The organism is Hyphomonas polymorpha PS728, assembly GCF_000685315.1.
Lineage (GTDB): Bacteria > Pseudomonadota > Alphaproteobacteria > Caulobacterales > Hyphomonadaceae > Hyphomonas > Hyphomonas polymorpha.
This window is the reverse complement of sequence record NZ_ARYM01000010.1, coordinates 27,560-54,188: the sequence shown is the minus strand read 5'-3', so window position 1 is coordinate 54,188 and position 26,629 is coordinate 27,560. Positions and strand designations below refer to the sequence as shown.

The 26,629-nt window shown below is 62.3% G+C and carries 28 protein-coding genes; 7 read left to right on the top strand and 21 right to left on the bottom strand.

Going from position 1 to position 26,629, the window contains the following annotated elements:
• Positions 1-17 precede the first annotated feature (17 nt).
• The 4 genes from HPO_RS09770 to HPO_RS09755 are packed head-to-tail and all read left to right on the top strand — an operon-like array spanning position 18 to position 1,818.
• The gene (locus HPO_RS09770; RefSeq protein ID WP_035597783.1) at positions 18-395 is read left to right on the top strand and encodes a hypothetical protein; all 378 of its coding nucleotides are present in this window, start codon (positions 18-20) and stop codon (positions 393-395) included.
• 50 nt (positions 396-445) lie between these two features.
• Complete coding sequence (locus tag HPO_RS09765; protein ID WP_035597780.1) at positions 446-1,078, top strand: hypothetical protein; 633 nt, start codon at positions 446-448, stop codon at positions 1,076-1,078.
• Between the two features lie 12 nt (positions 1,079-1,090).
• Positions 1,091-1,429, top strand: a complete 339-nt coding sequence (locus HPO_RS09760; protein WP_051612496.1) for a heavy-metal-associated domain-containing protein — start codon at positions 1,091-1,093, stop codon at positions 1,427-1,429.
• Positions 1,426-1,818 (top strand): hypothetical protein, encoded by a 393-nt coding sequence (locus tag HPO_RS09755; RefSeq protein WP_035597778.1) that lies wholly within the window; start codon positions 1,426-1,428, stop codon positions 1,816-1,818. The genes HPO_RS09760 and HPO_RS09755 overlap by 4 nt, the downstream gene beginning before the upstream one ends.
• A 64-nt stretch (positions 1,819-1,882) precedes the next feature.
• On the opposite strand, the gene HPO_RS09750 is transcribed toward HPO_RS09755, so the two are convergent.
• From HPO_RS09750 to miaB, 17 genes are all read right to left on the bottom strand, one after another.
• On the bottom strand, positions 1,883-2,194 hold the full coding sequence (locus HPO_RS09750) for a winged helix-turn-helix domain-containing protein (protein WP_035597776.1): 312 nt from the start codon (positions 2,192-2,194) through the stop codon (positions 1,883-1,885).
• 13 nt (positions 2,195-2,207) lie between these two features.
• The gene (locus HPO_RS09745) at positions 2,208-2,831 is read right to left on the bottom strand and encodes a hypothetical protein (RefSeq protein ID WP_114106741.1); all 624 of its coding nucleotides are present in this window, start codon (positions 2,829-2,831) and stop codon (positions 2,208-2,210) included.
• Between the two features lie 586 nt (positions 2,832-3,417).
• Complete coding sequence (gene truB / locus HPO_RS09740; protein WP_035597772.1) at positions 3,418-4,359, bottom strand: tRNA pseudouridine(55) synthase TruB; 942 nt, start codon at positions 4,357-4,359, stop codon at positions 3,418-3,420.
• Positions 4,360-4,489: 130 nt separating this feature from the next.
• Positions 4,490-5,107, bottom strand: coding sequence for a hypothetical protein (locus tag HPO_RS09735; protein WP_157532760.1), 618 nt, complete (start codon positions 5,105-5,107; stop codon positions 4,490-4,492).
• Positions 5,108-5,203: 96 nt separating this feature from the next.
• Positions 5,204-5,611, bottom strand: a complete 408-nt coding sequence (rbfA, locus tag HPO_RS09730) for a 30S ribosome-binding factor RbfA (protein ID WP_035597764.1) — start codon at positions 5,609-5,611, stop codon at positions 5,204-5,206.
• 9 nt (positions 5,612-5,620) lie between these two features.
• Complete coding sequence (gene infB, locus HPO_RS09725) at positions 5,621-8,191, bottom strand: translation initiation factor IF-2 (protein ID WP_035597762.1); 2,571 nt, start codon at positions 8,189-8,191, stop codon at positions 5,621-5,623.
• Positions 8,192-8,246: 55 nt separating this feature from the next.
• A complete protein-coding gene (locus HPO_RS09720; RefSeq protein ID WP_035597759.1) occupies positions 8,247-8,933 on the bottom strand; it encodes an RNA-binding protein in 687 nt (228 codons plus the stop codon).
• Positions 8,908-10,680 (bottom strand): transcription termination factor NusA, encoded by a 1,773-nt coding sequence (gene nusA / locus HPO_RS09715; protein ID WP_035597756.1) that lies wholly within the window; start codon positions 10,678-10,680, stop codon positions 8,908-8,910. Before nusA ends, HPO_RS09720 begins: the two co-directional genes overlap by 26 nt.
• Positions 10,677-11,273 carry a ribosome maturation factor RimP gene (gene rimP, locus HPO_RS09710; protein WP_035597754.1) on the bottom strand — a complete coding sequence of 199 codons (597 nt, stop codon included), beginning with the start codon at positions 11,271-11,273 and terminating at the stop codon, positions 10,677-10,679. The genes nusA and rimP overlap by 4 nt, the downstream gene beginning before the upstream one ends.
• Positions 11,274-11,480: 207 nt before the next feature.
• Positions 11,481-11,690, bottom strand: coding sequence for a cold-shock protein (locus HPO_RS09705; protein ID WP_035597751.1), 210 nt, complete (start codon positions 11,688-11,690; stop codon positions 11,481-11,483).
• 186 nt (positions 11,691-11,876) lie between these two features.
• Positions 11,877-12,578: a tRNA (guanosine(46)-N7)-methyltransferase TrmB gene (gene trmB / locus HPO_RS09700; protein ID WP_051612495.1), complete on the bottom strand. Its 702-nt coding sequence runs from the start codon at positions 12,576-12,578 to the stop codon at positions 11,877-11,879.
• Positions 12,568-13,005 (bottom strand): helix-turn-helix domain-containing protein, encoded by a 438-nt coding sequence (locus HPO_RS09695; RefSeq protein ID WP_035597749.1) that lies wholly within the window; start codon positions 13,003-13,005, stop codon positions 12,568-12,570. Before HPO_RS09695 ends, trmB begins: the two co-directional genes overlap by 11 nt.
• 44 nt (positions 13,006-13,049) lie before the next feature.
• On the bottom strand, positions 13,050-14,693 hold the full coding sequence (gene lnt, locus HPO_RS09690) for an apolipoprotein N-acyltransferase (RefSeq protein WP_035597746.1): 1,644 nt from the start codon (positions 14,691-14,693) through the stop codon (positions 13,050-13,052).
• A 6-nt stretch (positions 14,694-14,699) separates the two neighbouring features.
• Complete coding sequence (locus HPO_RS09685; protein WP_035597743.1) at positions 14,700-15,557, bottom strand: CBS domain-containing protein; 858 nt, start codon at positions 15,555-15,557, stop codon at positions 14,700-14,702.
• 6 nt (positions 15,558-15,563) lie between these two features.
• On the bottom strand, positions 15,564-16,016 hold the full coding sequence (gene ybeY, locus HPO_RS09680; protein WP_035597740.1) for an rRNA maturation RNase YbeY: 453 nt from the start codon (positions 16,014-16,016) through the stop codon (positions 15,564-15,566).
• Between the two features lie 7 nt (positions 16,017-16,023).
• Positions 16,024-17,010 carry a PhoH family protein gene (locus tag HPO_RS09675; RefSeq protein WP_233349200.1) on the bottom strand — a complete coding sequence of 329 codons (987 nt, stop codon included), beginning with the start codon at positions 17,008-17,010 and terminating at the stop codon, positions 16,024-16,026.
• The gene (miaB, locus tag HPO_RS09670; RefSeq protein ID WP_035597738.1) at positions 17,007-18,383 is read right to left on the bottom strand and encodes a tRNA (N6-isopentenyl adenosine(37)-C2)-methylthiotransferase MiaB; all 1,377 of its coding nucleotides are present in this window, start codon (positions 18,381-18,383) and stop codon (positions 17,007-17,009) included. The genes HPO_RS09675 and miaB overlap by 4 nt, the downstream gene beginning before the upstream one ends.
• Positions 18,384-18,531: 148 nt before the next feature.
• Between miaB and HPO_RS09665 the strand changes: the two genes are divergently transcribed.
• Positions 18,532-20,055: an alanine/glycine:cation symporter family protein gene (locus HPO_RS09665; protein WP_035597735.1), complete on the top strand. Its 1,524-nt coding sequence runs from the start codon at positions 18,532-18,534 to the stop codon at positions 20,053-20,055.
• 34 nt (positions 20,056-20,089) lie between these two features.
• On the opposite strand, the gene HPO_RS09660 is transcribed toward HPO_RS09665, so the two are convergent.
• The 4 genes from HPO_RS09660 to HPO_RS09645 form a co-directional block, all read right to left on the bottom strand.
• Positions 20,090-21,094 (bottom strand): zinc-dependent alcohol dehydrogenase family protein, encoded by a 1,005-nt coding sequence (locus tag HPO_RS09660; RefSeq protein ID WP_035597732.1) that lies wholly within the window; start codon positions 21,092-21,094, stop codon positions 20,090-20,092.
• Positions 21,095-21,147: 53 nt separating this feature from the next.
• Complete coding sequence (locus tag HPO_RS09655; protein ID WP_035597729.1) at positions 21,148-22,608, bottom strand: AMP-binding protein; 1,461 nt, start codon at positions 22,606-22,608, stop codon at positions 21,148-21,150.
• A gap of 36 nt (positions 22,609-22,644) precedes the next feature.
• Positions 22,645-23,598 carry an alpha/beta fold hydrolase gene (locus HPO_RS09650; protein WP_035597728.1) on the bottom strand — a complete coding sequence of 318 codons (954 nt, stop codon included), beginning with the start codon at positions 23,596-23,598 and terminating at the stop codon, positions 22,645-22,647.
• 87 nt (positions 23,599-23,685) lie between these two features.
• On the bottom strand, positions 23,686-23,991 hold the full coding sequence (locus HPO_RS09645; protein ID WP_035597726.1) for an SCP2 sterol-binding domain-containing protein: 306 nt from the start codon (positions 23,989-23,991) through the stop codon (positions 23,686-23,688).
• 108 nt (positions 23,992-24,099) lie between these two features.
• Here HPO_RS09645 and HPO_RS09640 point away from each other — a divergent pair, with 108 nt between their 5' ends.
• Together HPO_RS09640 and HPO_RS09635 are read left to right on the top strand one after the other, a co-directional pair.
• Positions 24,100-25,647 carry an acyl-CoA carboxylase subunit beta gene (locus HPO_RS09640; protein ID WP_035597724.1) on the top strand — a complete coding sequence of 516 codons (1,548 nt, stop codon included), beginning with the start codon at positions 24,100-24,102 and terminating at the stop codon, positions 25,645-25,647.
• 84 nt (positions 25,648-25,731) lie between these two features.
• Positions 25,732-26,619 carry a DUF4349 domain-containing protein gene (locus HPO_RS09635; protein WP_035597720.1) on the top strand — a complete coding sequence of 296 codons (888 nt, stop codon included), beginning with the start codon at positions 25,732-25,734 and terminating at the stop codon, positions 26,617-26,619.
• The last annotated feature ends 10 nt before the right edge of the window (positions 26,620-26,629 follow it).

Here is a 26,629-nt window from a genome sequence, read left to right as displayed (position 1 = left end):
CGGCACTTTCCTCTGCGATGCTGGCACGCATTCTCCTTCTCTCCCTCAGCCTATGGCTGATGATCGCCGGTGGCCTTGCCGCCCATGCGAGCCCCTGCCATGTGCAGGATGGGATGAAGTCCATGACGGCCAGCGCGCCCGTGGAAGCAGGCGCCTCCCATGATCATTGCGACATGATGGCCGAAGCCGCGCCAGAACACCCTTCTGGTGATATGCCAGGCAAGGCGCCTGCGGCTGACGGCATCTGCTGCTGCCCGGCCGTGCTTGCCGCGCTGCCGGCCCCCGCCTTGCCGCAAGCCGCCGCCCCCGCCTTCTCCCTTCCCGCCAGCTTCCCGCTGGACGCCCGTGCCCCCTCGCGCACGCTGATCCCCGAGCCGCCCCCCCCGAAAGCCTGACCTGTCGATCATCCGCCACCGGATCAATCAACAGACAGGACAAACGGCTCATGCCACCTAAACTCATTGTTGCGGGGCTTGCCCTCGCAGCGCTAGCCGCGCCTGCCAGCGCGCGCCCCGTCTCCTATGCAGGCGGCTGGACGGTAATGCAGGACAATAACGGGATGTATTCCTCCTTGCTTGTCCACTATTCGCCCACGGCCACCGACTCCCTCGGTCTCCTGGCCGAGCAGAATTGGTCGATGGACGCCACCTTCACCGGCCTGCAATACACGCGCTTGGCCAAGCGTTGGAACGCGCCCCAAAGCCAGGGCAATCTCTACATCAAGCTCGGCGCTGGCGCGGCCGACGCGTTCGATGGCGGCCAGAAAGCCGCCGGCTTTGCCGGCCTTTCGGCTGACTGGGAAACCCGGCGCCTCTTCGTCTCCTATGACGTGCGGGCCCGGGACTATGGCTTCGATCAGTCGGTCTCTCATGCCGCACGGATCGGCGTTGCGCCCTATGTGGCCGAATTCGGGAAACTCCATACCTGGGCCATGCTCCAGGTGGAAAATCATCCCGAGGCGGATAATCCCGTCCAGGTCACACCCCTCCTGCGCTTGTTCGAAGGCCCCCTCCTCGTGGAGGCAGGATACACCCTCGAAGAAGACCGCTTTCTCCTCAACTGGATCTATCGTTTCTAAAGGATACCCATCATGAAAACCTTCAAAACACTCACCCTCGCCGCCCTCCTTGGTCTTTCTGCCGCGCCCGCGCTCGCCGCTCCGGATGCGCCCGCCGCAGCCGCCCAGCAGGCCAAGGGGGAATTCGTCACCGCCCATGTGAACGGGCTTGTGTGCGACTTCTGCGCCCAATCCATCCAGAAAGTCTTCAAGAAGGAAGCCGCCGTGAAGGGCGTGCATGTAGACCTCGACAGCGGCGAAATCCACATCTCGATGAAGCCTGGCCAGAGCATGGATGACGCTGCCATTGAAAAGCTCATCCGCAAATCGGGCTATTCCCTGACCTCAATCGAGCGGGAGGCTGCCGAATGACGGATACGGACGAAATCCGCCCCCCAAGCACCCTGCCGGCTTTCCTGTCACTGTTCACCTCGACCGGAACGCTCATCTGCTGCGCCCTGCCCGCCCTGCTCGTCAGCCTTGGCGCCGGCGCGGTGATGGCCGGGTTGATCGAGGCTGTGCCGCAGATCACATGGCTTGGCAGAAACAAGGAACTTGTCTTCGGTATTGCCGCCGCCATGCTGGCTATCTCCGGCCTCTGGCAATGGCATGCCCGCAGCCTGCCCTGCCCGGTAGAGCGGGCGAAGGCAGCGGCCTGCGCGCGAGCGCGAAAAGTCAGCTGGATTGTCTGGGGGCTGAGTGTCGCCTTTCTGGTGATCGGCGCATTCTTCGCCTTCTTCGCAGCCGCCATCTTCTACTGAGACGACCACTTTAAGAACGGCAAAGCCCCCTCGGCGCTCCGCTGAGGGGGCTTTTCCTTCTTGCCTATTCGGCTGCCTTCATGATCGCTTCCATCCGCGCGATCCATATCAGCCACGCCTTGCGGCCCGTGTCCGTCAGGAACACGCGCGTCTGGGGCTTCTTGCCCACAAACCGCTTTTCCTGTTGCACATAACCTGCCTCTTCCAGCTTCTTCAGATGAGTAGACAGGTTGCCATCCGTCGCGCCCACCTTGTCTCTCAATTCCCCGAACACCGCCGGGCTGACAGAGGAAAGATATGCCATCACACCCAGGCGCAGCCGCCCATGGATCACATCGTCAATGTCATTATGGTCGAAGGGGTTGTCCTCGCTCATGGCGCGCCCCCCTTCAGACCGTTTCAGAGGGCTCAGCCCGCATCATCATGATCCCGGGAATGAAAACCGCCAGGAAGGCCGCTGCCGCGCCAACCAGCCAGACATAATGTGTCCCGGACAATACACCTGCCAAGGCAGCCGCGAGAAGCGCGGCCACTCCAGCAAATTTTAGCGTGCCGCGCTGCGTCATGAGGCCGGTGACGAGCTGTCCAATACCATAGAGCCCGATCACCATGGGAACAGACCACACAAATCCTTCCAACCCGGTGCCGAAAATAACGATCCGGCCGATCACCCCGGCAAAGTAAGCGAAGAGGAAGAAGCCCGACACTGTCCAGAGATCTGCCTGGATACGGTTTCCGGTCGAGGCTGCACCCGGCTTTGCTGGAAACTTCAGTGAAAGCACAATCTGTCCCAGCACCCCAATCCCGGCAACGCCGCACCAAAGCATCCAGAATGCATCAGGCCCGAGACCAGCCATCTCCGCCGCGATCAGAAAATGCCCGGTATAGGCCAACGTTATCAGCGCGCCCCACATCACCAGAAACCGCCCCCCCAGAAGCGGCGCATTCTGCCCGGCTTCAGCAAGGTCTCGAATATAGCTCAGGTCTTCGGCCAGGCTGTGCGAACGGGTCATGACATCATTTTCCTCAATAACTTTGATTTGCAAAGTACTTATATTCTCAAGACCGTCAAACCCCTCTCCAAACAAAGCTGGCAGTAAGCCCCCCACTGTGGGACAAACCCCCGCCCTATCCAACACGCCCCGCGCCCCTCGTATCATCCCGGCCAAGGCCGCGCAGCGGCCGCAGAAGCGGGACCTTCTCACGGATTGCAGGGCGCCTCCCACAGGAGCCGCACCGGTGCCGTTTTTTTTGGGGGGGGGGCGGTTGAGAATCCCGGCTGGCCCGCCTTCTGTGAAAGCAGGAGGGTCACGAGCGTGAGGGGCTCCGAGGATCAGCAATCGCACTGCGATTGCCCGAGGGGCGGTCAAGGCCCCGCAACGCCGAACTCATCCTGAAAACTGCCCGAAACTCCGGTTGGCAGTGCGCGGCGGGCGAAAGCGCCCACTTCGCAACACAAAACCAAACCAACCGGGCGCCGCGGCGCCCGCCGCGCAGGCTCCACGTCAAGAGCCCCCCGAACTGATCCGCCCCCGGATGGCGCTGCCAGTCTGGCCAAAGGCACAGGAACACAGGGTCTGCCAGACATCCGACAACGGACTATCCGGCGAACACGCGCACCGGTTCGAACCGGCCGGCACGAACCTCGCCCAGCGCGATTGCCTCCTCCCCTACAAGGGCAAGGGCAACCCGGTCGTCCTCATCGCTGCGGCCGGCGCGCCAGCCTTCCACCACATGCGGCAGGAGGACAATCGAGCGCCCCTGGCGGATGTTGGCGGCGTCATGCGGGCTGATCTGCACCTGCGGCATGCCAGAAAGCACCGAATGCAATGGCTGCAGCTTCGCCATCAGGGCGGGCTTGTCCTCCTTCAGGGCCTCAAGGTCGGCGATGGAAACGGCCGATTGCGCCCCGAAGGCGCCCACGCGGTTGCGCCGCAGCTGGGTGATATGACCCTCCGCGCCGAGATCGTTGGCGAGATCCCGCGCCAGGGCGCGGACATAGAAACCCTTGCCCGAGACGACGTGGATCACCGTATGATCCGCGTCCGGCATACCGATCACACTGGCGGCGTGCACATCCACCTCGCGCGCTTCCAGCTCGAACGCTTCGCCTTCCCGCGCCAGGTCATAGGCGCGTTCGCCCGCCACCTTGATGGCGGAATATTTCGGCGGCACCTGCTGGATGGTCCCGATATAGCGCTTCAGCGCAGCTTCGATGGCTGCCCGGTCCGGGCGCACATCGGAGGTGGCCACCACATCGGCTTCGGCGTCCTGGCTGGCAGTCGAGATGCCCCAGCGAATGGTGAAGACATATTCCTTATGCGCGTCCATCGCCCATTGGACAGTCTTCGTCGCCTGGCCGAGCGCGATGGGAAGGATACCGTCCGCCAGCGGATCAAGCGTGCCGCCATGGCCCACCTTGTCGGCATTGTAGAGCCGCTTGATGATTGCCACCGCCTGGGTCGAGGTCATGTCCACAGGCTTGAAAAGATTGATCCAGCCCGTGATGGGCTCGCCTTTGCGCTTACGTTGGCGGGACACTGGTATTCTCCGGGCTGGCCAGTCTGGCGGTTCGAACGCGCAGCCGGCAAAGGGCTCATGTTGCGGGCGGGCTTATGCGCGCTGGCACCGCCGCGTCAACGGGGCTGGCTGCAGCGCACGGCAAAAAGGCTCAGAAAGTGATGCGCGGGCCTTCAAAAACGTCGTCTTCCTGGGCAGGCTCCGGCTTGGTCGGCGCCGCGGCCCCCAGCCCAGCGCCCTTGGGCAAACGCAGGTTTACGACATCAAGGTTGAGATCGAAATCGCCGGTGATGGTCGTATCCCCCGTATCCATCTTGTGGCGTACCACATCGCGGATCTTCACCAGAACATCGCGATTATTGTCCACCAGCGGGATCTGCCGGGCGTCGGAGGTGCCAATCAGCAGGCGGTAGTAAGGCTCACGCTTCTTCAGCATCACGGCAATCATGGCCGCCCGAATACCCAGCAGAACGCCGAGAAACAGCATGCCGATGCCGGCAAAGAGACCGATCACTCCATCGCCCTGCGCCGGGCGCAGAGCCCACCAACCCAGGCCCAACAGGCCGAAGAACAGGAGAGAGACACACAAGGTGGCATAGACGCTCTGCGTCTTGCGATTGCGCGGGGTATCCCAGGGGGCAAACTCGTGGCGCTCGACAGACATGGTCGCAATCCGGCGGATCGCGATTGTATCGTCGCCCATCTGCAGCGATGCGGCGGACACCTCGCCCTGGCGGGCGCCTTCCATGTCGAGTGTCTGTCGGTCCATTCTGAGCCCCGATTGCCCAATATGAAGGGCTGGCAGGGCCACCCCTCCTTGTCAAATGACAAAGCAAAAAGGCAGAAAGACGGCGGCCGCCTGCCTTCAGTCCTGGCTGTCCACATCGCGGCGCACGCGTGGATCGGCCAGCAGCCTGTCTATTGCGGTTGCCTCATCATAAGAAGCGTCCGCGATGAAATGCAGCTCGGGCGTGAACTTCATGTCGATCTCGCGCCCCAGCCGCGCCCGCAGGAATCCCTTCGCGCGGGTCAGCGCTTCGGTGAGACGCTTGCGCCCCTCCTCCGACTCGTCGCCCAGCGGCGTGACAAAGATATTGGCATGCTTGAGATCGGGCGAGCAGCGGACCTCGCCGACCGTGACAATCACATTGGCCAGATCGGGATCGCGGAAGTCCTCGCGCGAGATGATCTCGGCGAGGGCGTGACGGATAATCTCCCCAGCGCGCAACTGGCGCTGGGAAGGTAAACCGGGAGGTGTCGGGCGGCGAGCCATATCGAAGGGTTACGCAAGCGTTCTTGCGATTTCCTCGACCTGGAAGCACTCGATCTTGTCGCCGACGCGGATATCGTCATAGCGCTCGAACGCCATACCGCATTCCATACCGGCATTGACCTCGGACACTTCGTCCTTGAAGCGCTTGAGCGTCTTGAGCTTGCCTTCGTGGATAACGACGTTGTCGCGCAGCAGGCGCACGCCGCAGCCCCGCATGACCTTGCCTTCGGAAATCCGGCAGCCGGCAACCTTGCCAACCTTGGTGATGTTGAACACTTCCAGAATATCGGCATAGCCGAGGAAGGTCTCCCGCTTCTCCGGGGCGAGCATGCCCGACAGCGTCGATTTCACATCGTCGAGCAGATCGTAGATCACCGAATAGTAGCGGATCTCGACGCCTTCACGCTCGGCCAGGTCACGCGCCTGTTTGTTGGCGCGGACGTTGAACGCGAAGATCGGCGCACCCGACGAACGGGCGAGCAGAACATCGGATTCGGAGATACCGCCGACAGCGCCGTGGATGACCTTGGCGCGGACTTCTTCGGTCGAAATCTTGTCGAGCGACATGGTGATCGCCTCGACAGACCCCTGCACGTCGCCCTTGAGAACGATCGGCAGTTCGCTGGTCTCGACGGCACCATCCTTGAGACGGTTCATCAGCTGGTCAAGCGATGCACGGGCTGCGACAGATGCGTTGCCGGCAATCTGGCGCTTCGTCCGGACACGGTATTCCGTGATCTCGCGGGCGCGGGACTCGTTCTCGACCACGACAAACACGTCACCAGGATCAGGCGCCCCGTCCAGACCGAGCACTTCCACCGGAAGCGACGGACCGGCATCGGCAAGCTGTTGGCCACGCTCATCGACGAGCGCGCGCACCTTGCCCCAATTGCCGCCTGCAACGACGATGTCGCCGCGCTTGAGCGTACCGCGTTTGACCAGAACCGTAGCGACCGGGCCGCGGCCCTTGTCGAGCTTGCTCTCGATCACCACGCCATCGGCGGGGCGGTTGGGGTTGGCTTTCAGTTCGAGCACTTCGGCCTGCAGCGAAATCGCATCGGTCAGTTCATCAAGACCAAAGCCGGTCTTGGCCGACACTTTCACGGCCTGCGTCGTGCCCCCCATGGATTCGACCTGAATGTCATGTTGCAGAAGGTCGGTGATGACCTTGTCCGGGTTGGCGTCATGCAGGTCAGACTTGGTGATTGCCACAACGATGGGCACACCGGCCGCCTTGGCATGGCTGATGGACTCAATCGTCTGCGGCTTGATGGAATCGTCCGCCGCAACCACCAGAACGGCGATATCGGTGGCGTTGGCACCGCGGGCGCGCATCGCCGTGAAGGCGGCGTGGCCAGGAGTATCCAGGAACGTGATCCGCTCGCCGGATTTCAGCTGAACCTGATAGGCGCCGATATGCTGGGTGATGCCGCCAGCCTCTCCGCCAGCCACGTCCGTCTTGCGGAGCGCGTCGAGCAGCGAGGTCTTGCCGTGGTCGACGTGGCCCATGATGGTGACGATCGGCGCGCGCGGCTGCAGATCTTCCTCACGGTCGTCCGCGCCCTCAAGGCCGATTTCAACGTCGGCTTCAGAGACGCGCTTCACGGTGTGGCCGAATTCGCCAGCGATCAGCTCTGCCATGTCGGCGTCGATGATATCGTTGCCGCGCAGCATTTCGCCTTGCTTGAACATGAATTTCACGACGTCAGCGACGCGCTCGTTCATACGCTGGGCGAGATCCTGGAGGGTGATCGTTTCCGGCAGCGTGACTTCGATCGAAACCTTGTCGCGGTGATCGGCGCCGCCAATACGGCGTTCGCGCTCCCGCTCGCGCGCCCGGCGGACCGAGGCGAGCGACCGCTGACGGTCTGCATCGTCCCCCAGGGCCGAAGCAATCGTCAGCTTGCCACGGCGGCGTTCACCGGCATCGCGCGACGCCTTGGTGGCCACTTCCCGGGCACGCTCGGCGCGATCGTCGCGCGCTGGCTTGCTGGGGCTTCCGCCGCCCCGCTTGGGACGCCCGGCATCGGCTTCTTCTGCTCCGGCGGCCGGAGGGGTCTGAACGGCAGGTGCGGGGCGAGCCGACTTCGTAGGACGTTCCACGCGCTGCTCACGGGCAGCTGCCTCGGCGGCTATCTTGGCAGCCTCCTCCTCAGCCCGGCGGCGCGCCTCGGCCTCTTCGCGTTCCCGCGCTTCTTGCTGCTTGCGTTCCTGTTCGTTGCGCAGGCGATCCTGGGCGGCCTTCTCGCGCTCATTATCCTTTGCGCGCGCGGCCTCTTCGGCCTTGCGCTGCTCGAGCACCTTCTGCCGGGCTTTGAGTTCGGCAACCGTGATCCCGAGCTTGGCAGCGAGCGCGACCAGCTTTGCTTCCATTGCGTCGGCAGCAGACGGCGTTGCCGGGCCAGCGTCGCCGCCACCCTGCCCGCCCCCGGCAGACACCGGGCGGCGCTTCTTGGTCTCGACGACCACCTGTTTGGAGCGCCCATGGCTGAAGCTCTGCTTGACCGTGCCGGAGGTCTTCCGCACCACAGTCAACGGCTTGCGCCCGCCGGAATTGCCTTGATCGTTCGTATCGCTCATTCGTCCTACATATCACACATTACACCGAAACACCTCTGTGTTCCGGCAGTTTCCGTTATCGGCCCGTTTCCTGGAACCAGGTCAGCTCTGGTGCCTCCCGAAATCCGGTGAGGCGCCGATAGGCGATCTCCCAGGAATCCGCGATGGGCCCCCTACGGACGAGCCCGTGTATCACACGGTCGCGTCCAAATGCCATGCCCAATTCCGGTGCGCTGAGCGCTCCGGCGACTTTCACGTCGCTATATAGGGCTTTTGCGAGAAAATATACCTTCGAGCGGCCATCTTCCGCACCATCGGCCGCTTCAAGCAGGAAGGCCGGGAATCCATCCCGCAGCGCATCGCGCACCTGATCATATCCGCATATGGCCTGCCCGGCCTTGCGCGCAAGGCCCAGCGTGTCGACACAGCGCTTGAGCAACAGGCGCTCGACCAGATCGGCGAGCCCCTCAGGCACCGTGACCTGAGATTTGAACCCGCGCGCGAAAGCCCCCTTCTTGGTGGCAATCTCAACCGCGCCCCGGTCAGCCTTCACCCAGACGCCCCTGCCCGGCAGGCGCTCCTGAATGTCCGGCGTCACAACACCATCAGGCGAGAGCACAAAGCGCAGCATGGCCGCCTTCGGCAGCCGCTCGCGAGTAACCGCGCACTGGCGCTCGGGCGAGGAGGCATCCTCCTCGCCCGGACCATCTTCCGAATTGTCTGCGATCAGGCGCGGATCACTCTCGGGATGCGGCTTCGTCATCGCCGCCCTCCGATTCAAGCTCGGAGAGATCAATGCCGAGTTCCTCGGCAAGGGCCTCTTCCTCTTCATCATCATCGCCCGAATTGCCCAGCTCACCGAGGGCAAGGAGCGCACGCTCCTCTTCGGTCAGCTCAGGGGCTGCTTCAGTCGACTGTTGCTGCGCCAGCATTTCCTCGATGGCTTCCGGCTCGATCCAGCCAGCTGCAACGCGCGCCTTCATCACGAACAGATTGGCGTCGTCCTTGCGCATTTCGCCTTTCTTGAGGATGCCCTCGACCCAGACGGGTTTCCCGTCCGGACCCGGCTCGCGATAGCCGGTGATGTCATCGGGCACGAGACCGGCGACATCCTCAACCCTCGTCACGCCTTCCTGGCCGAGCTTCACGGCAAAGGACGGCGTCATGCCTTCCAGCGCCATGACTTCGTCCGTCACGCCGAGTTCCCGGCGCTTGGCATCGTTTTCGGCGGCGACGCGCTCAAGATATTCGCGGGCGCGCTCCTGCAGCTCTTCGGCCACATCGGTGTCGAAACCCTCGATCGTGATGAAATCATCCGGGGCGACATAGGCGATCTCTTCAACCGACTCGAAACCTTCAGAGGCCAGCAGCTGGGCAAGCGTTTCATCCGCATCCAGAGCTTTCATGAAGAGTTCGGTACGCTCCTGGAATTCCTTCTGGAAGCGCTCGGAATCTGCCGACTCGGTAATCAGGTCGATTTGCCAGCCGGTAAGCTGGGAGGCCAGACGCACGTTCTGACCGCGGCGGCCGATGGCGAGCGGGAACTGGTCGTCGGCCACGACAACCTCAACCCGGCGCTCATCTTCATCGAGCACAACCTTTGAGACTTCTGCCGGCTGCAGCGCGTTCACGATGAACGTTGCCGCGTCGAAGCTCCACGGGATGATGTCGATCTTCTCGCCCGAAAGCTCGCCGACAACCGCCTGGACACGCGCGCCGCGCATACCGACACAGGCGCCGACCGGATCGATCGAACTGTCATTGGAGATCACGCCGATCTTGGCGCGGCTACCCGGATCGCGGGCACAAGCCTTGATCTGAATGACACCTTCATAGACTTCCGGCACTTCTTGGGCGAACAGCTTGCGCATGAAGTCCGGCGCTGCGCGCGACAGGAATATCTGAGGGCCCTTCACTTCGCGGCTCACCTTGTAGAGGTAAGCCCGGACGCGGTCGTTCGGCTGGAAGTTCTCGCGCGGGATACCGTCATTGCGGCGGATGATGCCTTCGGCGCGGCCGAGATCGACGATCACATGGCCATACTCGACGCGCTTGACGATGCCGGAGACAATCTCGCCAACACGGTCCTTGTATTCATTATACTGGCGCTCACGCTCGGCATCGCGCACTTTCTGCGTGATCACCTGCTTGGCGGTCTGGGCCGCCACGCGGCCGAAATCGAACGGCGGCAGTTCTTCCTTCAGCTCGCTGCCCGGCTCCAGCGAGGAGTCGATCCGCTTGGCTTCAGAGAGGCGCAGCTGCTTGGCTTCGTCTTCGAACTCTTCATCGGCCACAACCGTCTGCACGCGCCACAGCGTCTGTTCGCCGGTCGCCGCATCGATCCGGGCCCGGATGTCATGCTCCTGGCCGTACTTGGCCTTGGCGGCCTTTTCGATTGCCTCCTGCATCGCCTCGATGACGATACGCTGGTCAATCGACTTCTCCTCGGCAACCGCCTTGGCGATCTGCAGGATTTCAAGCCGGTTGGCTGAAACGCCGATGGCGCTCATTGGACATCTCCTGTCTCTTCATCTTCGTCTTCGGACTCGTCGATCTCGAAATCGGCGAGGGATTCTTCATCATCTTCCGGCTGCGGCGGCAGGTTCCCGGCAGCGCGTGCGGCTTCAATCAATTCGTCCGTGAGCACGAGGCTCGCCCGGCTCATTTCGTGAATGCCCGCAACGAGTTCGGTCTCATCGTCAAGCTCGATATGGGCGCCGTCCTGGTCTTCGCCGGTGATGACGCCGGTGAAGCGGCGGCGGCCATCAATCGGGCGCGCCAGTTCAATCTTCACGGCATGGCCGATCCAGCGGGCAAAGTCGCCGGGGCGCGTCAGCGGCCGGTCGATGCCCGGCGTTGATACTTCCAGCGTATAGGCTTCGGAAATCGGGTCTGCGGCGTCCAGCGTGGGCGAAAGCGCCCGCGAAAGCCGTGCGCAATCTTCCACATCCGTGGGCGCGCCCCCTGCCCGTTCGGCCATGATCTGCAGGTGCGGGCGGCGCCCTCCCTGGACGCGCAGGCGCACGATTTCCATCCCGATGCCCTCAGCCACAGGCTGGACCAGCGAAAGAAGACGGCGTTCCTGTTCGGTCAGAACGATCATGAGTAGGGGGCAGGCTCCGGGCTAACGAAAAGCGGCGGACCCGTTTCCGGACCCGCCGCCGATATATTTCGACTTGGCGGCTAGATAGTCGCAATTGATAGGGATGTCGAGGGGGTGTGTGCCGGGTCTGCAGAGAAACCCAAAAGCAAACGGCGGCTTCCTTCCGGAAGCCGCCGCGATCTGTTCCCGAGGAGGTCAGATAAAGACTTAGAGGACTTTCAGGTCCACAGCCGAGGTCTTGCCGCGGCGCTCGTCTTTGTAGAGCTCGTAGGAGATCGACTGGTTCTCAGCGAGGGTTTTGAGGCCCGAGCGCTCGACAGCAGAAATGTGGACGAAAACGTCCGAGCCGCCATCATCCGGCTTGATGAAGCCGAAGCCCTTCTGATCGTTGAACCATTTTACTTTGCCGGTTGCCATAATGGCTTTCCTTTGCCGTTCCGTCGGCCGCGCAGACGCGGAATTACGCCTTGCGGTGCCTGTCGAAACTCGGAGGAGGGAAAGTCATTGCCGTCGGTCTGACGGGGTCTTGATATTCAGACCGACCGGTTTCGATAGCCTAGATTTGCGCATGTACGGGGGTTTTCGTCAAGAACCACCGTCAGATCAGCGAATCCGGAAGTCGAACCAGACCGGCCGGCAATCCCCCAGCTGCTTGGATTCGTAGCGGGTCGTCACATGATCAGCCGGGGAAACGCGCCAGTCATCGGCGGCCTGCGCCAGCCATTCAAAGCGGCCATCGGTGAGGAAAGTCAGCAACGCTTCATCGGCATAGCTTTTCACATCCGTGGCAAAGCGGAGATGGCCGCCGGGCTTCAGTTTCGGGTAGAGCGCGTCCAGGAATGCCGGCTGCACCAGCCTGCGCTTATGCTGGCGACGCTTGGGCCATGGGTCCGGAAAAAGGATGAAGGTCCGGTCAAGGCTCTGATCCGGCAGGCGCGCGATCAGCGGGCGCGCGTCATCCGGCCAGAGGCGAATATTGCCGGCGCCCGTATCCTCAATCCCGGCAAGGGCCTTGGCCACCCCTTCGAGAAAGGGTTCGCAGCCGACGATGCCGGTGTCCGGACTGCGGCCTGCCTGAGCGATCATATGCTCGGCGCCGCCAAAACCGATTTCCAGCCAAAAGGCCGTCATTCCCGGGAAAATCCCAGCAAGATCAATGGGGTCTTCGCCCTCAAGGATACGCCAGGCATCCAGCGTCTCAGCCATCAGCGTTTTCTGCCGGGGAGAGAGAGGGCGCCCGCCTGTCCGGCCAAAACTGCGCAGCGGCCGGTCCCGGAACTGGCTGTCTTCTGCGCTACTGCTCATACTGTTCCTGCTGCGTTGCGCGGGTTTCAAAGGCCGAGGCGGCCGCCTGAATGGTGGCCAGCAGGGAGCGGCGCAAGGAGGCGTCATTGATCTTTTGGAAAGCGTCGATCAGTTGAAGCACCTCATCGGACAAAATCGCGATGCGGGGCTCCTCGGTGTCCTCGGCCAATCCCGGTGCTTCCCGGAAGGAGGGCGCACCGGCCCCTTCGAAGAAGAAGCCGACGGGAACTTCCAGCACGTTCGCAATCTCATACAAGCGGCCGGCGGAAACCCGGTTCACGCCCTTTTCGTACTTTTGCACCTGCTGAAAGGTCAGACCCAGCAATTCGCCCAGTCTTTCCTGTGTGAGTTTCAGCCTGCGGCGCTGGCGGTAGATGTTTTCTCCGACGATGCGGTCAATATCACTCGGCAATTTGCTTTCTGACATGACCTGATCCTGGGCGCGCCGCGCATTTCCGCAAAGAGATGCCCTTACCGTCTCCAGGTCGCGAAGGCCAGTAGCGCGAACAAGCAGAGCGAAATCCAGAACAGTGCCGCGCCAATCCGGCTCTGGAACAGGGTCACTTCGGCGGCCACGGGCAGCCGCGCCCGGCCATATGATGTCGACCAGCCCTCCGGCGCCGTTTCAGCCGGAATGGTCCGCATGATCTCGCGGCCATAGCCGTCCACAATGCCGGACGTGCCCCGATTAGCCGCCCGAACCAGGGGCAGGCCCGTCTCGATCGAGCGGTAGCGGTTCTGGGCGTAATGCTGCGCTGGCCCCATCCCGCGCCCGAACCAGGCATCATTGGAGATCAGGACCATCCACTGCGCCCGGTCAGTCAGGTTCACGCCGCGCGAGATTTCCGGGAACAGGCCTTCATAACAGATCAGCGCGACAAAGGCCGGCAGGCCGCCCGTATCGATCGCGGTGGCCCCGGCCCCTGGCCGGAACCCATCTGCGGCAAGCCGCTGGACCGTCGGCGGCAGCATCCCGCTGAGCTGGGGCCCATAGGGAATGAAATTGATGGCAGCGAGTTCGCCGAACGGGACAAGCCGGTGCTTGTCATAAAGCGCCAGCGGCCCGGTCTGATTGACGGTCTCATCCATCACCGCGAGGCTGTTATAATATGTCCGGCTGTCAGTGGTCGTCAGCTCATAGCGCGTCGTGCCTGCGATCAGCTTGCGCTGGCCGATATAGGCTGCAATCGCGTCCAGCGCGTTGGCGTCCTGCAGCAAATAGGCTGGCACCGCCGCTTCGGGCCAGACGACGATGTCGCCCGGACGGCTGTCAGGATAGGTCAGCATACGCAGGTATTCATAAAGAACCGGATCAGGCCCCAGCGTGTCCCATTTGTCCTGCGGAACGCCCGCGTCCATCACCACAACCGCCTGATCGGTGAGCGGAGAGGTTTCTTCGGTGCGGTTTGCCCCCCAGGCCCAGCCGAGCGCAAGCGCCACGACAGAAACCAGCGCGGGCGCGACCCGAACCGGAATACCGCGCGCGTCGCGCGTATCAACCAGCGCAGCCGGCGAAGCCATGATGAACACGGTCATCAGGGTCAGCCAGTAAACGCCGCCCAGGGACGCGGCCTGCGAAAGCGCACCGCCCGGAATCCAGGTCGTGCCCGGAAGATTCCAGGGGAAGCCGCCGAAGAGATGGCCCCGGGTAAACTCCGCAAGGGCGAAGAAGAGGGAGAAGATGAAAACGCGCGAGGGTGAGGCCGACCAGAATGCGCCTGCCATGGCGGTGAAGACGCCCCAGATGATCGCCATGCCTGCCGGCAGCAGAATCAGCGGCATCCAGATGAACCAGATCGTCCGCGCCGGATCGACCAGGAAAGGCATGGCCGTCCAGTGAAGGCTGATCAGGAAGAAACCCGTTCCGAAGGCCCATCCGCGCAGAAACACCGCCCTGCCCCAGCGGGCCTGGGCGCGCGCGCCGTCAATCATCCAGACAATGCCGGTGAAGGAAATGACCAGCACGGCGCTGAAATGAAAGGGCGCGAAGGCGACCGCAGACAGCGCGCCGAGCGCAAACGCAGCAGCCAGAGCCGGCAGCCCCGAAAGGCGCGCGAAGGCCTCATGCAAAGGCCCAAGCGCAGTGAATCCATGGCTGCGCACAGCTTTGCTCATTTAACTCTACTCCTCGGCAGCAGGCTGCGGCGGGGGCTCTGGCAGACGCAGACGCAGGCGGCGAACGCGCCGCGAGTCCGCATCAACGATTTCAATCTCTGTTCCGCCCGGATGGCGCAGAACTTCCCCCCTGGCCGGAACCTTCCCGGCAAGGGCAAAGGCCACGCCGCCCAGCGTATCAATGTCCGCATCCAGATCATCCAGGCTGAGGTCCACCCCGGACTCTTCCTGGAAATCCTCGATCTCCATGCGTGCATCAGCCTCCCACAAACGGGGGCTGCGGCGCACGAACATCGCCTCTTCATCATCGTGTTCGTCTTCGATGTCACCGACGATAACTTCAACGAGATCTTCCAGCGTCAGCAAACCATCGGTGCCGCCATACTCGTCCACAACCAACGCCAGATGAATGCGGGTCGCCTGCATCTTCACCAGAAGATCGGTCAGCTTCATCGAGGGGGGAACGTAGAGCACTTCCCGGTGCATTCGCTCCAGCGGGCGGCGGGGCGGCGTTCCGCCTTTGGCCAGTTCGGTCACAAGATCCTTGATGTGAACAAAGCCGATCGGATCATCCAGCGTTTCCCGGAAGACCGGGAGGCGCGAGTGGGTAACTTCTGCGAAGACCTCCAGAAGTTCCTGGAAGTCGATCCCCGCTTCCACAGCCTTGATGTCGGCCCGGGGCACCATCACGTCGTCAACGCGCAATTCTTCGAACTCGGCAAGCCGTAGCCGCATGACCTGTGGCGCATCGGTTGGCTCGGCATCCCTGCCGGTATTCACAGGTTCTGCCGCCTTCTTCCGGAATCCGAAGAAGCTACGCAATCGGCCAGAAGGGGCCGCGTCGGAGGGGTCTGAATCGCTCATTTCCGGTCAGTCAGTCTGGTATGGATTAGCTATGCCGAGGGTTGCAAGCGCCTTTATTTCCAACGCTTCCATTTCTGAGGCTTCTTCATCCGTCTCGTGATCGAATCCGAGGAGGTGCAGGTATCCATGGATCAGCAGATGAACAAGGTGGTCTGCCAGCTTCTTCCCCTGAATTTCGGCGTCATTTGCCGAAACGCCCAGGGCGACAGCGATGTCACCGAGGAAAGGCCGGTCCATTGGCAGCGAGGGGAAGGAAAGCACATCGGTCGGCTTGTCCTTCCCGCGAAACTCGCGGTTGAGCTGGTGAAGGGTGTCGTCCCCGGTCAGCAGAAGCGCCAGATTGCCCTCGTCCACAGGGGCAACCGCGCGGGCAGCGTCAAAGGCTTTGCGGCAAAGCGCGTCGAGATCTCCCAGCGCGCTCCAACTGTCATCCTCGACAATAAGGTCGAAATTGATCATGGCGGTCTCAGCCCTGCCCCGCGGCGGCGTAGGCGTCGATGATCCGGCTGACCAACCCATGGCGGACCACATCAGCAGCCGTCAGCCGTTGAACCGAGATGCCCTCAACCCGCTCCAGGATCCGCAATGCCTGTTTGAGGCCGGACTCCTGATTGCCCGGAAGGTCCACCTGATCGGGATCGCCGGTAATGACCATGCGGCTGTCGCGGCCCAGACGGGTCAGCACCATTTTCATCTGAGCAGCCGTTGTATTCTGCGCTTCGTCAACGATCACGAACGCATTCTTCAGGGTGCGGCCGCGCATGAAGGCGATCGGGGCCACTTCGATTTCCCCGCGCGCCATCCGGCGCTCCATCTGCTCCTGCCCCATCAGTTCGCGCAGGCTGTCCCAGATGGGCAGCATGTAGGGGTCGACCTTCTCTTCCAGCGTGCCGGGCAGGAAGCCGAGCTTTTCGCCTGCTTCAACGGCCGGCCGCGTGACGATGAGGCGCTGGCGGATGCCGGCATTGAGTTCGGCAACGCCGGTGGCCACGGCAAGGTATGTCTTGCCTGTACCGGCAGGGCCGACGCCAAAAACCAGCGCATTGTCAGGGTTCGCCAGCACATCCAGATATTTCGCCTGGCCGCGGGTCATCGCGGTGACAGACTTCTTCAGGCCGCGCAGGGCAGAGAAGGATTGGGTGGGCGACTGGGCCGCCTGCAGAGCGCCGTCCAGCTCCATTTCACTGGGCTCGCCGCCGCCACGCAGGCGGCGCTCAAAATCCGCGAGCGCGGCTTCAGCGATGGATACGCCCTCATCCGTGCCGCTCAGCCGGATGCCGCCGCCCTGGCTTTCGGCCTGCAGCCCGTAGGCTTTGAGCCGGGTTTCCAGAAGGGTCAGATGCCGGTGATGCGGCCCACAGAGATCGCGCAGACGTTCGGCCTCGCGCACCTCATAGAGACGGCTGACGGTTTTCGCTTCGGGCTCTGAAGGGGATCGGCGTTTCCCGGTCACAGGACCGCCTCACGCACGCGCATCAGTTCACCGGTAAGCGAATTGAGGCTGGCGCCGACAACTTTCACGTCCACGATCTTCCCATTGAGGCTTTCCGGTCCCTCGAAATGCACCGCTTGCAGATAAGGCGAGCGGCCATGCATCTGCCCCGGGTTGCGGCCTTTGCCGGTTACCAGAACAGGCAGCGATTTGCCGATCTGCGACGCATTGAACTCGGTCTGCTGCTCCCGCAGCAGACCCTGCAGGGCTTGAAGCCGCTCGTCCTTTACCACTTCGGAGAGATGCCCATGCATTTCGGCGGCCGGTGTGCCGGGGCGAGAGGAGTATTTGAAGGAATAGGCAATGGCGTAGCCAATATCCCGGACAAGCTGCATCGTCGCCTCGAAGTCTGCGTCGCTCTCGCCTGGGAAGCCGATGATGAAATCTGAGGCGATGGCGATGTCGGGCCGCGCCTGGCGCACACGGGCAATGATGTCCCGGTAGTGGTCGGCGGTGTGCCCTCGGTTCATGGCCTTGAGAATGCGGTCAGAGCCTGACTGAACCGGCAGATGCAGGAACGGCATCAGCGCCGGTGTATCTCCATGAGCGGAGATCAGGTCATCATCCATGTCGCGCGGATGGCTGGTGGTGTAGCGGATGCGCTCAATGCCGCCGATTTTGGACAAATGCCGGCAAAGCTGGCCAAGCGTCCAATCATCCCCGCCCTCGATCACCGGTGCCGGGCCATGGAACGCATTCACGTTCTGGCCAAGCAGGGTGATCTCACGCACGCCCTGCGAGGCAAGGCTGCGGGTTTCGAAGACGATATCGTCCACGCGGCGGGAGATTTCAGCGCCGCGCGTATAGGGCACCACACAGAAGGTGCAGAACTTGTCACAGCCTTCCTGCACCGAGACGAACGCTGTGGGCCCATCGGCCTCACGGGTCTTGGGCAGGGCATCGAACTTCTCGATGGTGTCGAATTCGGTTTCCAGACGGTCGCCGATGGCGCGGCTGGCGCGGGCGATCATTTCCGGCAGCTTGTGATAGGCCTGCGGGCCAAGCACCAGGTCCACGGCGGGCTGGCGGCGGATAAGCTCCTCGCCTTCGGCCTGGGCAACGCATCCGGCCACGGCAATCGTCATGCGCCCGCCGGAGGCTTCCTTCATGCGCTTGAGCTGGCCAAGTTCGGAATAGACCTTCTCGGTCGCCTTCTCGCGGATATGGCAGGTGTTAACGACCACGAGATCGGCCGCTTCCGGGGCTTCCACGGGCGCATAGCCCAAGGGCCGCAGCACATCGCGGATGCGCTCGGAATCATACACATTCATCTGGCAGCCATAGGTCCTGATAAACAGGCCCTTCAGGCTCTTTTCTTCGGGGGTGCCGGTCATCTGGCGGCTTATGCCTCAAAAGCGGGCAAGCTGAAAGAACCTTCCTCCACGCGGCACGACCTACAGCAGCTTTAGGCTTCACAGGTGAGAGAAGCGGGCTAGTGTGCCCCCAAATTGACACCTTTGGCGCCGGGGAGGCCCTCTGTTCATGTTCGAAAATTTCTATGCCAGCCTAGAGACTGGCGTACACAATGTCAGCGGCTTCATCTGGGGCGGAGAATGGGGCGGGGAACAGGTTCTGCCTGTCGGCCCTATCGCCGTTATTCTGCTCGGGACTGGCCTTTATTTCATGCTTCGCCTTGGCGGCCGGCCCCTGCTCCGGTTTATCCCAGCCCTCGTTGAGGTCTGGAAAGGCCGCAAGGGCAATGGCGATCCTGCCGCCATCACGCCCTTCCAGGCACTCTCCACAGCTCTTTCCGGCCAGGTTGGCACAGGTAACATCGTTGGCGTGGCCACCGCCCTGACGCTGGGCGGCCCCGGGGCAATCTTCTGGATGTGGGTAACGGCAATCTTCGGCATGGCGCTCGCCTTCGCCGAAAGCTCGCTGGCAATCAAATACCGCGAGATTGATGAATACGGCCGCATCAATGGCGGCCCGATGTATTACATCAAGAAAGGCCTCGGAAAGAACTGGACCTGGCTGGCCGCGATTTTCTGCGTCGGCACATTGTTCTCCACTACGGCCACCGGCGGCATGATCCAGGCCAACAGCCTGACAGCGAACATTCATTCGGCGTTTTCGGATGGCGGTATCGGCATTCCGCTCTGGGTGCTGGGCCTCATTCTGGCGGGCCTGGTCTTCGCCGTGATCGTGGGCGGCATCAAATCCATTGGCCGCGTGGCGGGCAGCCTCGTGCCGACGATGGCCGCCCTCTACATTATCGCCTGTATCGTTATCCTGCTTCTCAACTTGCAATACATTCCCGGCGCTTTCGGGATGATCTTCTCTTCCGCCTTTGGCCTGAACCAGGCCGCCGGCGGCCTCGCAGGCTACGCCGTTCTCTCTGCGATTCGCTTTGGTGTGGCGCGCGGCCTGTTCTCGAACGAAGCCGGCCAGGGCTCCGCCCCGATCGCGCACGCTGCCTCGCAGATGAAAAACCCCGCCAAGCAGGGCGAGATCGCCATGATCGGTGTCTTCATTGATACGATGGTCCTCTGCACCATGACCGCGCTCGTCATCCTGACCGCCGAGGGCAGCTGGGCCACGGCGGCGCAGTTCAAGGAATGGGCAGGTGAAACCACGACCCATATGTGGATGGCGGAGGGCCACAACCCGGCGACGCTGACCAATCAGGCCTTCACCGACGCCGTTCCCGGACCGGTCGGCGGATGGCTCGTGACCCTGTGTCTTGCCCTCTTTGCATTCACCACGATCATCGGATGGTCCTACTATGCCGAACAGGCCGTGACTTTTCTCGTCGGCGAATGGGCGACGAAGCCCTTCCGCTACATCTGGGTGATCATCATTTTCATCGGCGCGATGGCCGAGGTGAACATCGTCTGGTTGTTTGGCGATATTGCCAACGCCTCCATGGCCCTGCCCAATCTGCTTGCCATCCTGCTGCTGTCGGGTGTGGTGTATGGCATCCACAAGGCAAACGGGGATCCCGAAACCGCAGACGGTGACAGCCTCATTGAGGACCTGCGCATAAAAGAAACGCCCGCCGAATAGGCGGGCGTTCTGCGCGTCACGTTTTCGCTGAAGGTCAGATCGTCAGGACGATCTTGCCGAAATGCTTCTGGCTTGCCTGATGGGCAAAGGCGGCGGCGATCTGATCCAGCGGGAACTTGCTGTCGATAATTGGACGCATGTTCGAGGCTTCGATGGCATCCACCATGTCTTCCTGATGGCGGCGTGAACCGACCGTGATGCCGGACACCGTGATGTTGCGGGAGAACAGAGCGGCGGTTGGCACCTCCCCCGACACGCCGGTGAGCACACCGATCAGCGAGATATGCCCGCCCGGACGGCACGCATTGATGGACTGGGCCATGGTGCCCGGTCCGCCGATCTCGACCACTTCGTCAACGCCGCGGCCACCGGTCAACTCGAAGGCCTTGCGGCCCCATTCCGGGGTTTCCTTGTAATTGATGACGTGATCGGCGCCGAGCGCTTTCAGACGTTCCATCTTCTCATTGGACGAGGACGTCGCAATTACGCGGGCCCCGGCCATCTTGGCAAATTGCAGCGCGAAGATGGAAACCCCGCCCGTGCCCTGAACCAGCACCCAGTCACCTGGCTTGGTCTTGGTCTCCACGAACATGCCGCGCCAGGCGGTCAGCGCCGCGCAGGGAAGTGTGGCTGCTTCCTCAAAGCTCCAGCCAGCCGGCATGCGCGTGAACGCGGTCTCAGGCGCGGCGACGAGTTCGGCGCCAAAGCCGTCAGCGCCGTCGCCAGGAACGCTGGCAAATCCCGCTGCTTCGATCTGGCCTGACTGCCAGCCGGGGAAGAAAAGCGAGATGACCTTGTCACCCACTTTCCATTTGGTGACACCTTCGCCAACAGCGACGACTTCGCAGGCGCCATCCGACATCGGAATGCGGCCATCCGGCGTCGGGATGCCGCCCAGCACGACGGCGAAGTCGTGATAGTTGAGTGAGCTCGCGCGTACGCGGACCAGAACTTCTCCAGCCTTCGGCTTCGGGTCGTCCCGCGTCTCGATCACGAGGTTCTGAAGCCCGCCGGGCTTCTTTACGGCTGCTACTTTCATGTCTTGTCCTCCCTGGATGTGGCAGGACGGGACCTATAGCGCCCTTGGGGAAGTCAAGAGGAAGCGGCGAGCCTTGCCTCGCGTAAAGCCTTGCGGCGGACCTTGCCGGCATCATCCCGCACCGCTTCGGCGGTGTATTCGAAGCTTTTCGGGATCTTGTAACGGACCAGGCGCTCGGCGAGATGCGCAAGCATGACGACCTCCTCCACCGGCCCCTCCGGCCGGTCGATCACGGCGTGGAGCCGCGCGCCCATGTCCTCATCCGGCAATCCGATGACGGCTGACGATCTGACCCCGGGATAAGCCTCGATCGCGGCTTCCACCTCTGCCGGATAGATATTGGCGCCGCCAACGATCACCATGTCAGACAGCCGGTCGGAGAGGTAAAGGTAGCCGTCCTCGTCCATCCAGCCGAGGTCTCCCAGGCTTTCCCAGCCACCATCGATGGCCTTCGCGTCCGCGCCGATATAGCGATAGGTGGTGCCGGCGCCCGCTAGCGGGCGAATGAATACCTCGCCCACCTCGCGTGGCGGTAAGGTCTGGCCATCCTCGCCGACGATCTTCATCTCGCAGGTCTCCACCGGCTTGCCGACCGACCCTTTATGCTTCAGCCATTCCGTACCCTGAATGGTTGTCGACCCCTGCCCTTCCGTGCCGCCATAGAGTTCCCAGATCACCTCCGCACCGAGCCATTCGATGAAGCATTCCTTCAGCCAGGCCGGGCACGGGGCCGCCAGATGCCAAAGGGATTTCAGACTGGAAAGATCATAGGCCGACCGCACGTCCTCGGGCAGGGCCCAGATGCGGCGCATCATGGTCGGCACGGTGTAGACGACATCGATCTTGTGCTTCTCGATCAGCCTCAGGGTTTCTTCGGCATCAAACCGCGTGGTGACGACAATCGTGCATCCCTTGAACAGGGCCGTCATGGCCCAGAGGAACGGGCCGTTATGATAGAGCGGTCCGGGGATCAGCATGCTGCCCTGCTGGGGGATCTCCAGCAGGGGTACGTCTGGATCGGATGCGGCAGGCTGTTTGGAGACGATCAGCTTTGGGCGTCCGGTCGAGCCGCCCGACGTCATCGCCTTGAAGCTGGCAGCGGTCACTTCCGGCAGCGGCGCGTCTGACAAGTCTGCATCGGGCTGATAGCCCTGCAGAACACATGCCGTCTGCGGATATTCCCCATCGGGAACACCAACCACGAGGCTTGGCGCGCCAATCTCCACGATCTGATCGCGTTCCAGTTTCGGAAGGCGCGCGGATATCGGCTGAGGTGTTGCGCCGGCTTTCCATGTTGCAAAACAAGCCTCGAAGAACTCGATCCCGTTCGGCAGGGAAATCGTGACGAAATCATCCTGCTTCACACCGAGCTTCTGATAGGCGCGGGCAAGCCGATTGGTGCGCGCCTCAAATTCGGACCAGCTGACCTCTCTGCCCTCATGGCTGAGAATTGTTCTGGCCGGCTGCTGGGCGGCCCAGTGAGCAATGATGCGCGACAGTGAAATGATCGCCATGAATGTTTCCTCCCATTATCTTTTTCTTGCGCCAAGTCAGATGCCCGCGCGTTTCAATAGTCTCTGAAAGCCGGCCCAGAACTCCGCCCTGCGATCATCCGTTTCCATCAGGATTTCGTGCATGGCGCCCTCCACGGTAATGTGTTCGCAGTCCTTGAGCCGCGCCGCGATGCGCGCATGAGCGGCATTGTCGATCAGCTTTTCGTCGCCCGCCGAGGCAACGAAAACAGGCACCGTCACCGTCGCCAGTGTCTTGGGTTTGGAGAAGGTCGAGAAGATGTCGAGCGACGCGCCAAGCCATCCCCAGGTGATCGGGCCAAGCTCGAGATCTGGATGCGCATCAATCAACGCCCGTTGCAGATCCCAGCGGCGCTTGTCATGGGTCACGATGTTTGTCTCAAACCGCTCGGGCGGGCCGGGCTGCATGGCATAGTCGCCAGACCGGCCGGTCGCCCGCATGGCCCAGACAAGGTAGCGCATTCCAAGGAACGGTGATTTCAGTCCCCACATGGGGGCGCAGAAGGCGGCGGCCTCCACCTTCACCAAGCCTTTGGCAATCGCGGCCAGCGCAATCGCCCCGCCCATCGAATGGGCGAGCGATACGTAAGGCCGGGGAAGCCGGCTTTCGAGCGCCTCAAGGCCCTTTGCCAACGCCGTCATGAAAGTTTCGAACCGGTCAATATGACCCTTCTTGCTGTCCGGCAGCAGGCGGTCAGACAGGCCCTGCCCCGGCCAATCCAGAATGACGAGCGCAAAGCCCATCTGCTGCAGTTCTCGGCCAACCTCGAAATACTTCTCGATGAACTCGGTCCGCCCCGGACAGACGATAACCGTGCCGCGCACCTTGGTCGGCGCAAGCGCCGGGGCAATGCAGGCCCTCAGCCGCCGGCCTTCTGACCCTTCAAACCAGACGATCTCCGCGCCCTGGGGCGCCGGGTTCCCCGGCACTTCGACAAACCGACGGCTTCTGTCGCTTGAGGATGTCACCATGCCACGGTCTCCAGGGGCCATAAAAATGAGCCGCCCGCAGGTCTCCCCGGGGCGGCCCAATGCGTCAAGCGATCTCGATCAGATGGCTCAGCCAGCGAGCTTCTTCATAAGGGACTGGAGCTGCATGGCGACGGACATGTCACCGGCAACTTTCAGTTTGCCCTGCATGAAGGCCATGGTCGGGTCCAGCGCGCCGGCGGCGAGCTTGGTGAAATCATCCCAGCTGACCGAGATGGTAGCGTCAGCTGCGCTGTCGGAATTGTCGGCCACGCCTGCGGCGCCGTCGATGAACAGCTTGCCGGCGCCGCCGAAGTCGAATTTAACTTTTTTCTTGAAATCGCTGCCGCCAGCAACCGCTGCTGCTGCGCGCTCAGTAAGTTGGGCGAGATCCATCAGGCTTCCTCCTTGGATTGATACCTGTAGCGGATAAAGCAAACCGGGCGGGACGCGGCAAGAAGAATCCCTTGACGCGCCTTGCGGCACATCGATCAACTGGCATGCATGAGTTGGCAAAAAGCGATTGAAGAGCTCCGCCGCCGGGAACGCCTGGCCGAGGAGATGGGGGGAGAGGAGCCGGTTTCGCGCCAGCGCGGACGCGGCAAACTCACGGTTCGGGAGCGGGTCGCCTTCCTGGCAGACCCCGGCAGCTTCCATGAAATCGGCAAGATCGCCGGAAAGGCGAGTTACGGCGCGGATGAAGAGTTGGCAGGCTTCATGCCCTCGAATTCCGTCATGGGGCGGGCGCGGCTGGATGGTCGTCCAACGGTTATTCTGGCTGATGACTTCACCGTGCGGGGCGGCGCGGCGGACGCCTCCATCTGGCAAAAGATGGTTCAGGCGATCAAGATGGCCGCCGAATACCGGATGCCGCTTGTCCAGATGATCGATGGCACCGGCGGGGGCGGCTCGGTCAAGATGCTGGAGAAAGATCCCCGCACCTACATTCCCGAAACACCCGGCTGGAACGAGATCGTTCACGGCCTGACGCAGGTGCCGTTCGTTTCCCTGGCCCTCGGCCCTTGTGCGGGCATGGGCGCCGGCCGGGTCGCCGCCAGCCACTTCAGCGTCATGGTAAAGGAACTCAGCCAGGTTTTCGTAGCCGGTCCGCCCGTCGCCATCGCGCTGGGAGAAAATGTCGCCAAGGAGGAACTCGGCGGCTGGAAGATTCAAGGGCAGAACGGCACGGTCGACAATGTCGTCGATACCGAAGCTGATGCTTTCATCGCGGCCCGGAAATTCCTGTCCTACCTCCCGCCTTCGGTGCATCACCTGCCTGAACGTATTCAGCCAGCAGACGATCCCAAGCGGAAGGAAGAAAGCCTTCTTTCCATCGTCCCGGACGATGGCCGCACACCCTACAAGCCGCGCCGCATCGTCGAGGCCGTGGTCGATAAGGGCAGCTTTTTCGAGATGGGTTCCTATTGGGGCCGGGGCATCGTGACCGGACTTGCCCGAATTGACGGTCACGCCGTTGGCATCATGGCGGGCGATCCCTTCTTCCTCGACGGCGCCTGGACGGCAGATGTGTGTGACAAGGTCACCCGTCACATTGACCTCTGCTCCACCTTCCACCTTCCTGTTATTCACTTTGTGGACTGCCCCGGCTTTGCCGTCGGCGTGAAGGCGGAGACCGCCGGCGTCACCCGCGCAGGCGTGCGCGCGATGACAGCCGTTTATCAAGCCACCGTACCTGTCTGCTCGGTGGTCATCCGCAAGGCTTACGGGCTCGCCGGGTCAGCCATGATGAACCAGTCCCGGACCAAATGGCGCTATTGCTGGCCAAGCGGCGATTGGGGCTCCCTGCCTATGGCGGGCGGCATTGAAGCTGCCTTCCGTAAGGAACTGTCAGAAGCTGAGGATCCCGAAGCCCTGAAGGCTCAGCTTTACAGGAAGTTCGACGCCATCCGGTCTCCCTTCCGGACGGCGGAAAGTTTCTTTGCGGAGGAAATCATCGATCCGCGCGAGACCCGACCCCTGCTGGTTGACTTCATGCAGCATGCCCAGCGCGTTCTGGAAGCCGGCGAGACCCGGACCGGTTTCCGCCCCTGAACCTACCCTGCTTCGGGCATGCTCTTGCCATTTTCGGGGAGATGATGCCTCCTGACGCCCGATGATCGGGGAGGGACATCACTCATGCTTTGGAAATCTGCTTTGGCGGCATTGCCGCTTGCCATGATGGCCGCGTGCGGCGCGCCCGGGGATAGAAGTTATTCTTCGCCCGGCGCGCCCGCACCAGCCGAAATGATGATGAAAATGGCGGAGCCGTCTTATGAGGCCGCTCAAGACACGGCCGGCGGCGGCGCGCCGGTGGCCGAGCAGTATATCGCCTACGCCCACAGCGTCGGGATGCGCCTGCCGGTGAAAGCCATTGAACCCACCATGCAAGGCCACATCGCCGCCTGCAACGCGGCCGGGCCTTCCGTCTGTATCGTGACCAATTCCTGGCTCAATGCCTATTCGGAAGATTCAGCCTCCGCTTCGCTGAACCTTCGGGCGACGCCCGCCTGGATCGACACATTCCTTTCCGGCGTGGAGGCCGAGGCGACCGCCGCAAAAGGCGAGATCACCAATCGCCAGACAACCGCCGAGGACCTGACCGTCTCGATCATAGATACCGGCGCGCGTCTTAAGGCACAGCAAACCCTTCAGGAGCGGCTCCAGAAACTTCTGGCTGACCGCCCTGGTGAGTTGGGAGATCTTCTGGAAACCGAACGGGAACTTGCCCGCGTCAATGGCGAGATCGACTCGCTCAAATCCACCCTCGCCGCGCTACGCCAGCGGGTAGACATGAGTCAGCTTTCCGTCAGCTATGAGACAAAGATCAATCCTGTGTCCCAAGGCGCGCTTCAGCCGCTGGGCGAGGCTTTCGGTAGCTTCTTCTACAATCTCGCCAGCGCCGTTGCCGCTGTGGTGACAGCCTTTGCCATCGGCCTGCCCTGGCTTTTGCTGCTGGGCGCATTGCTCTGGATCTGGCTGCGGCTCATCTGGCCCCGCATCCGCAAGAAGAAACCGGTTACCTGATCCGCCTCCG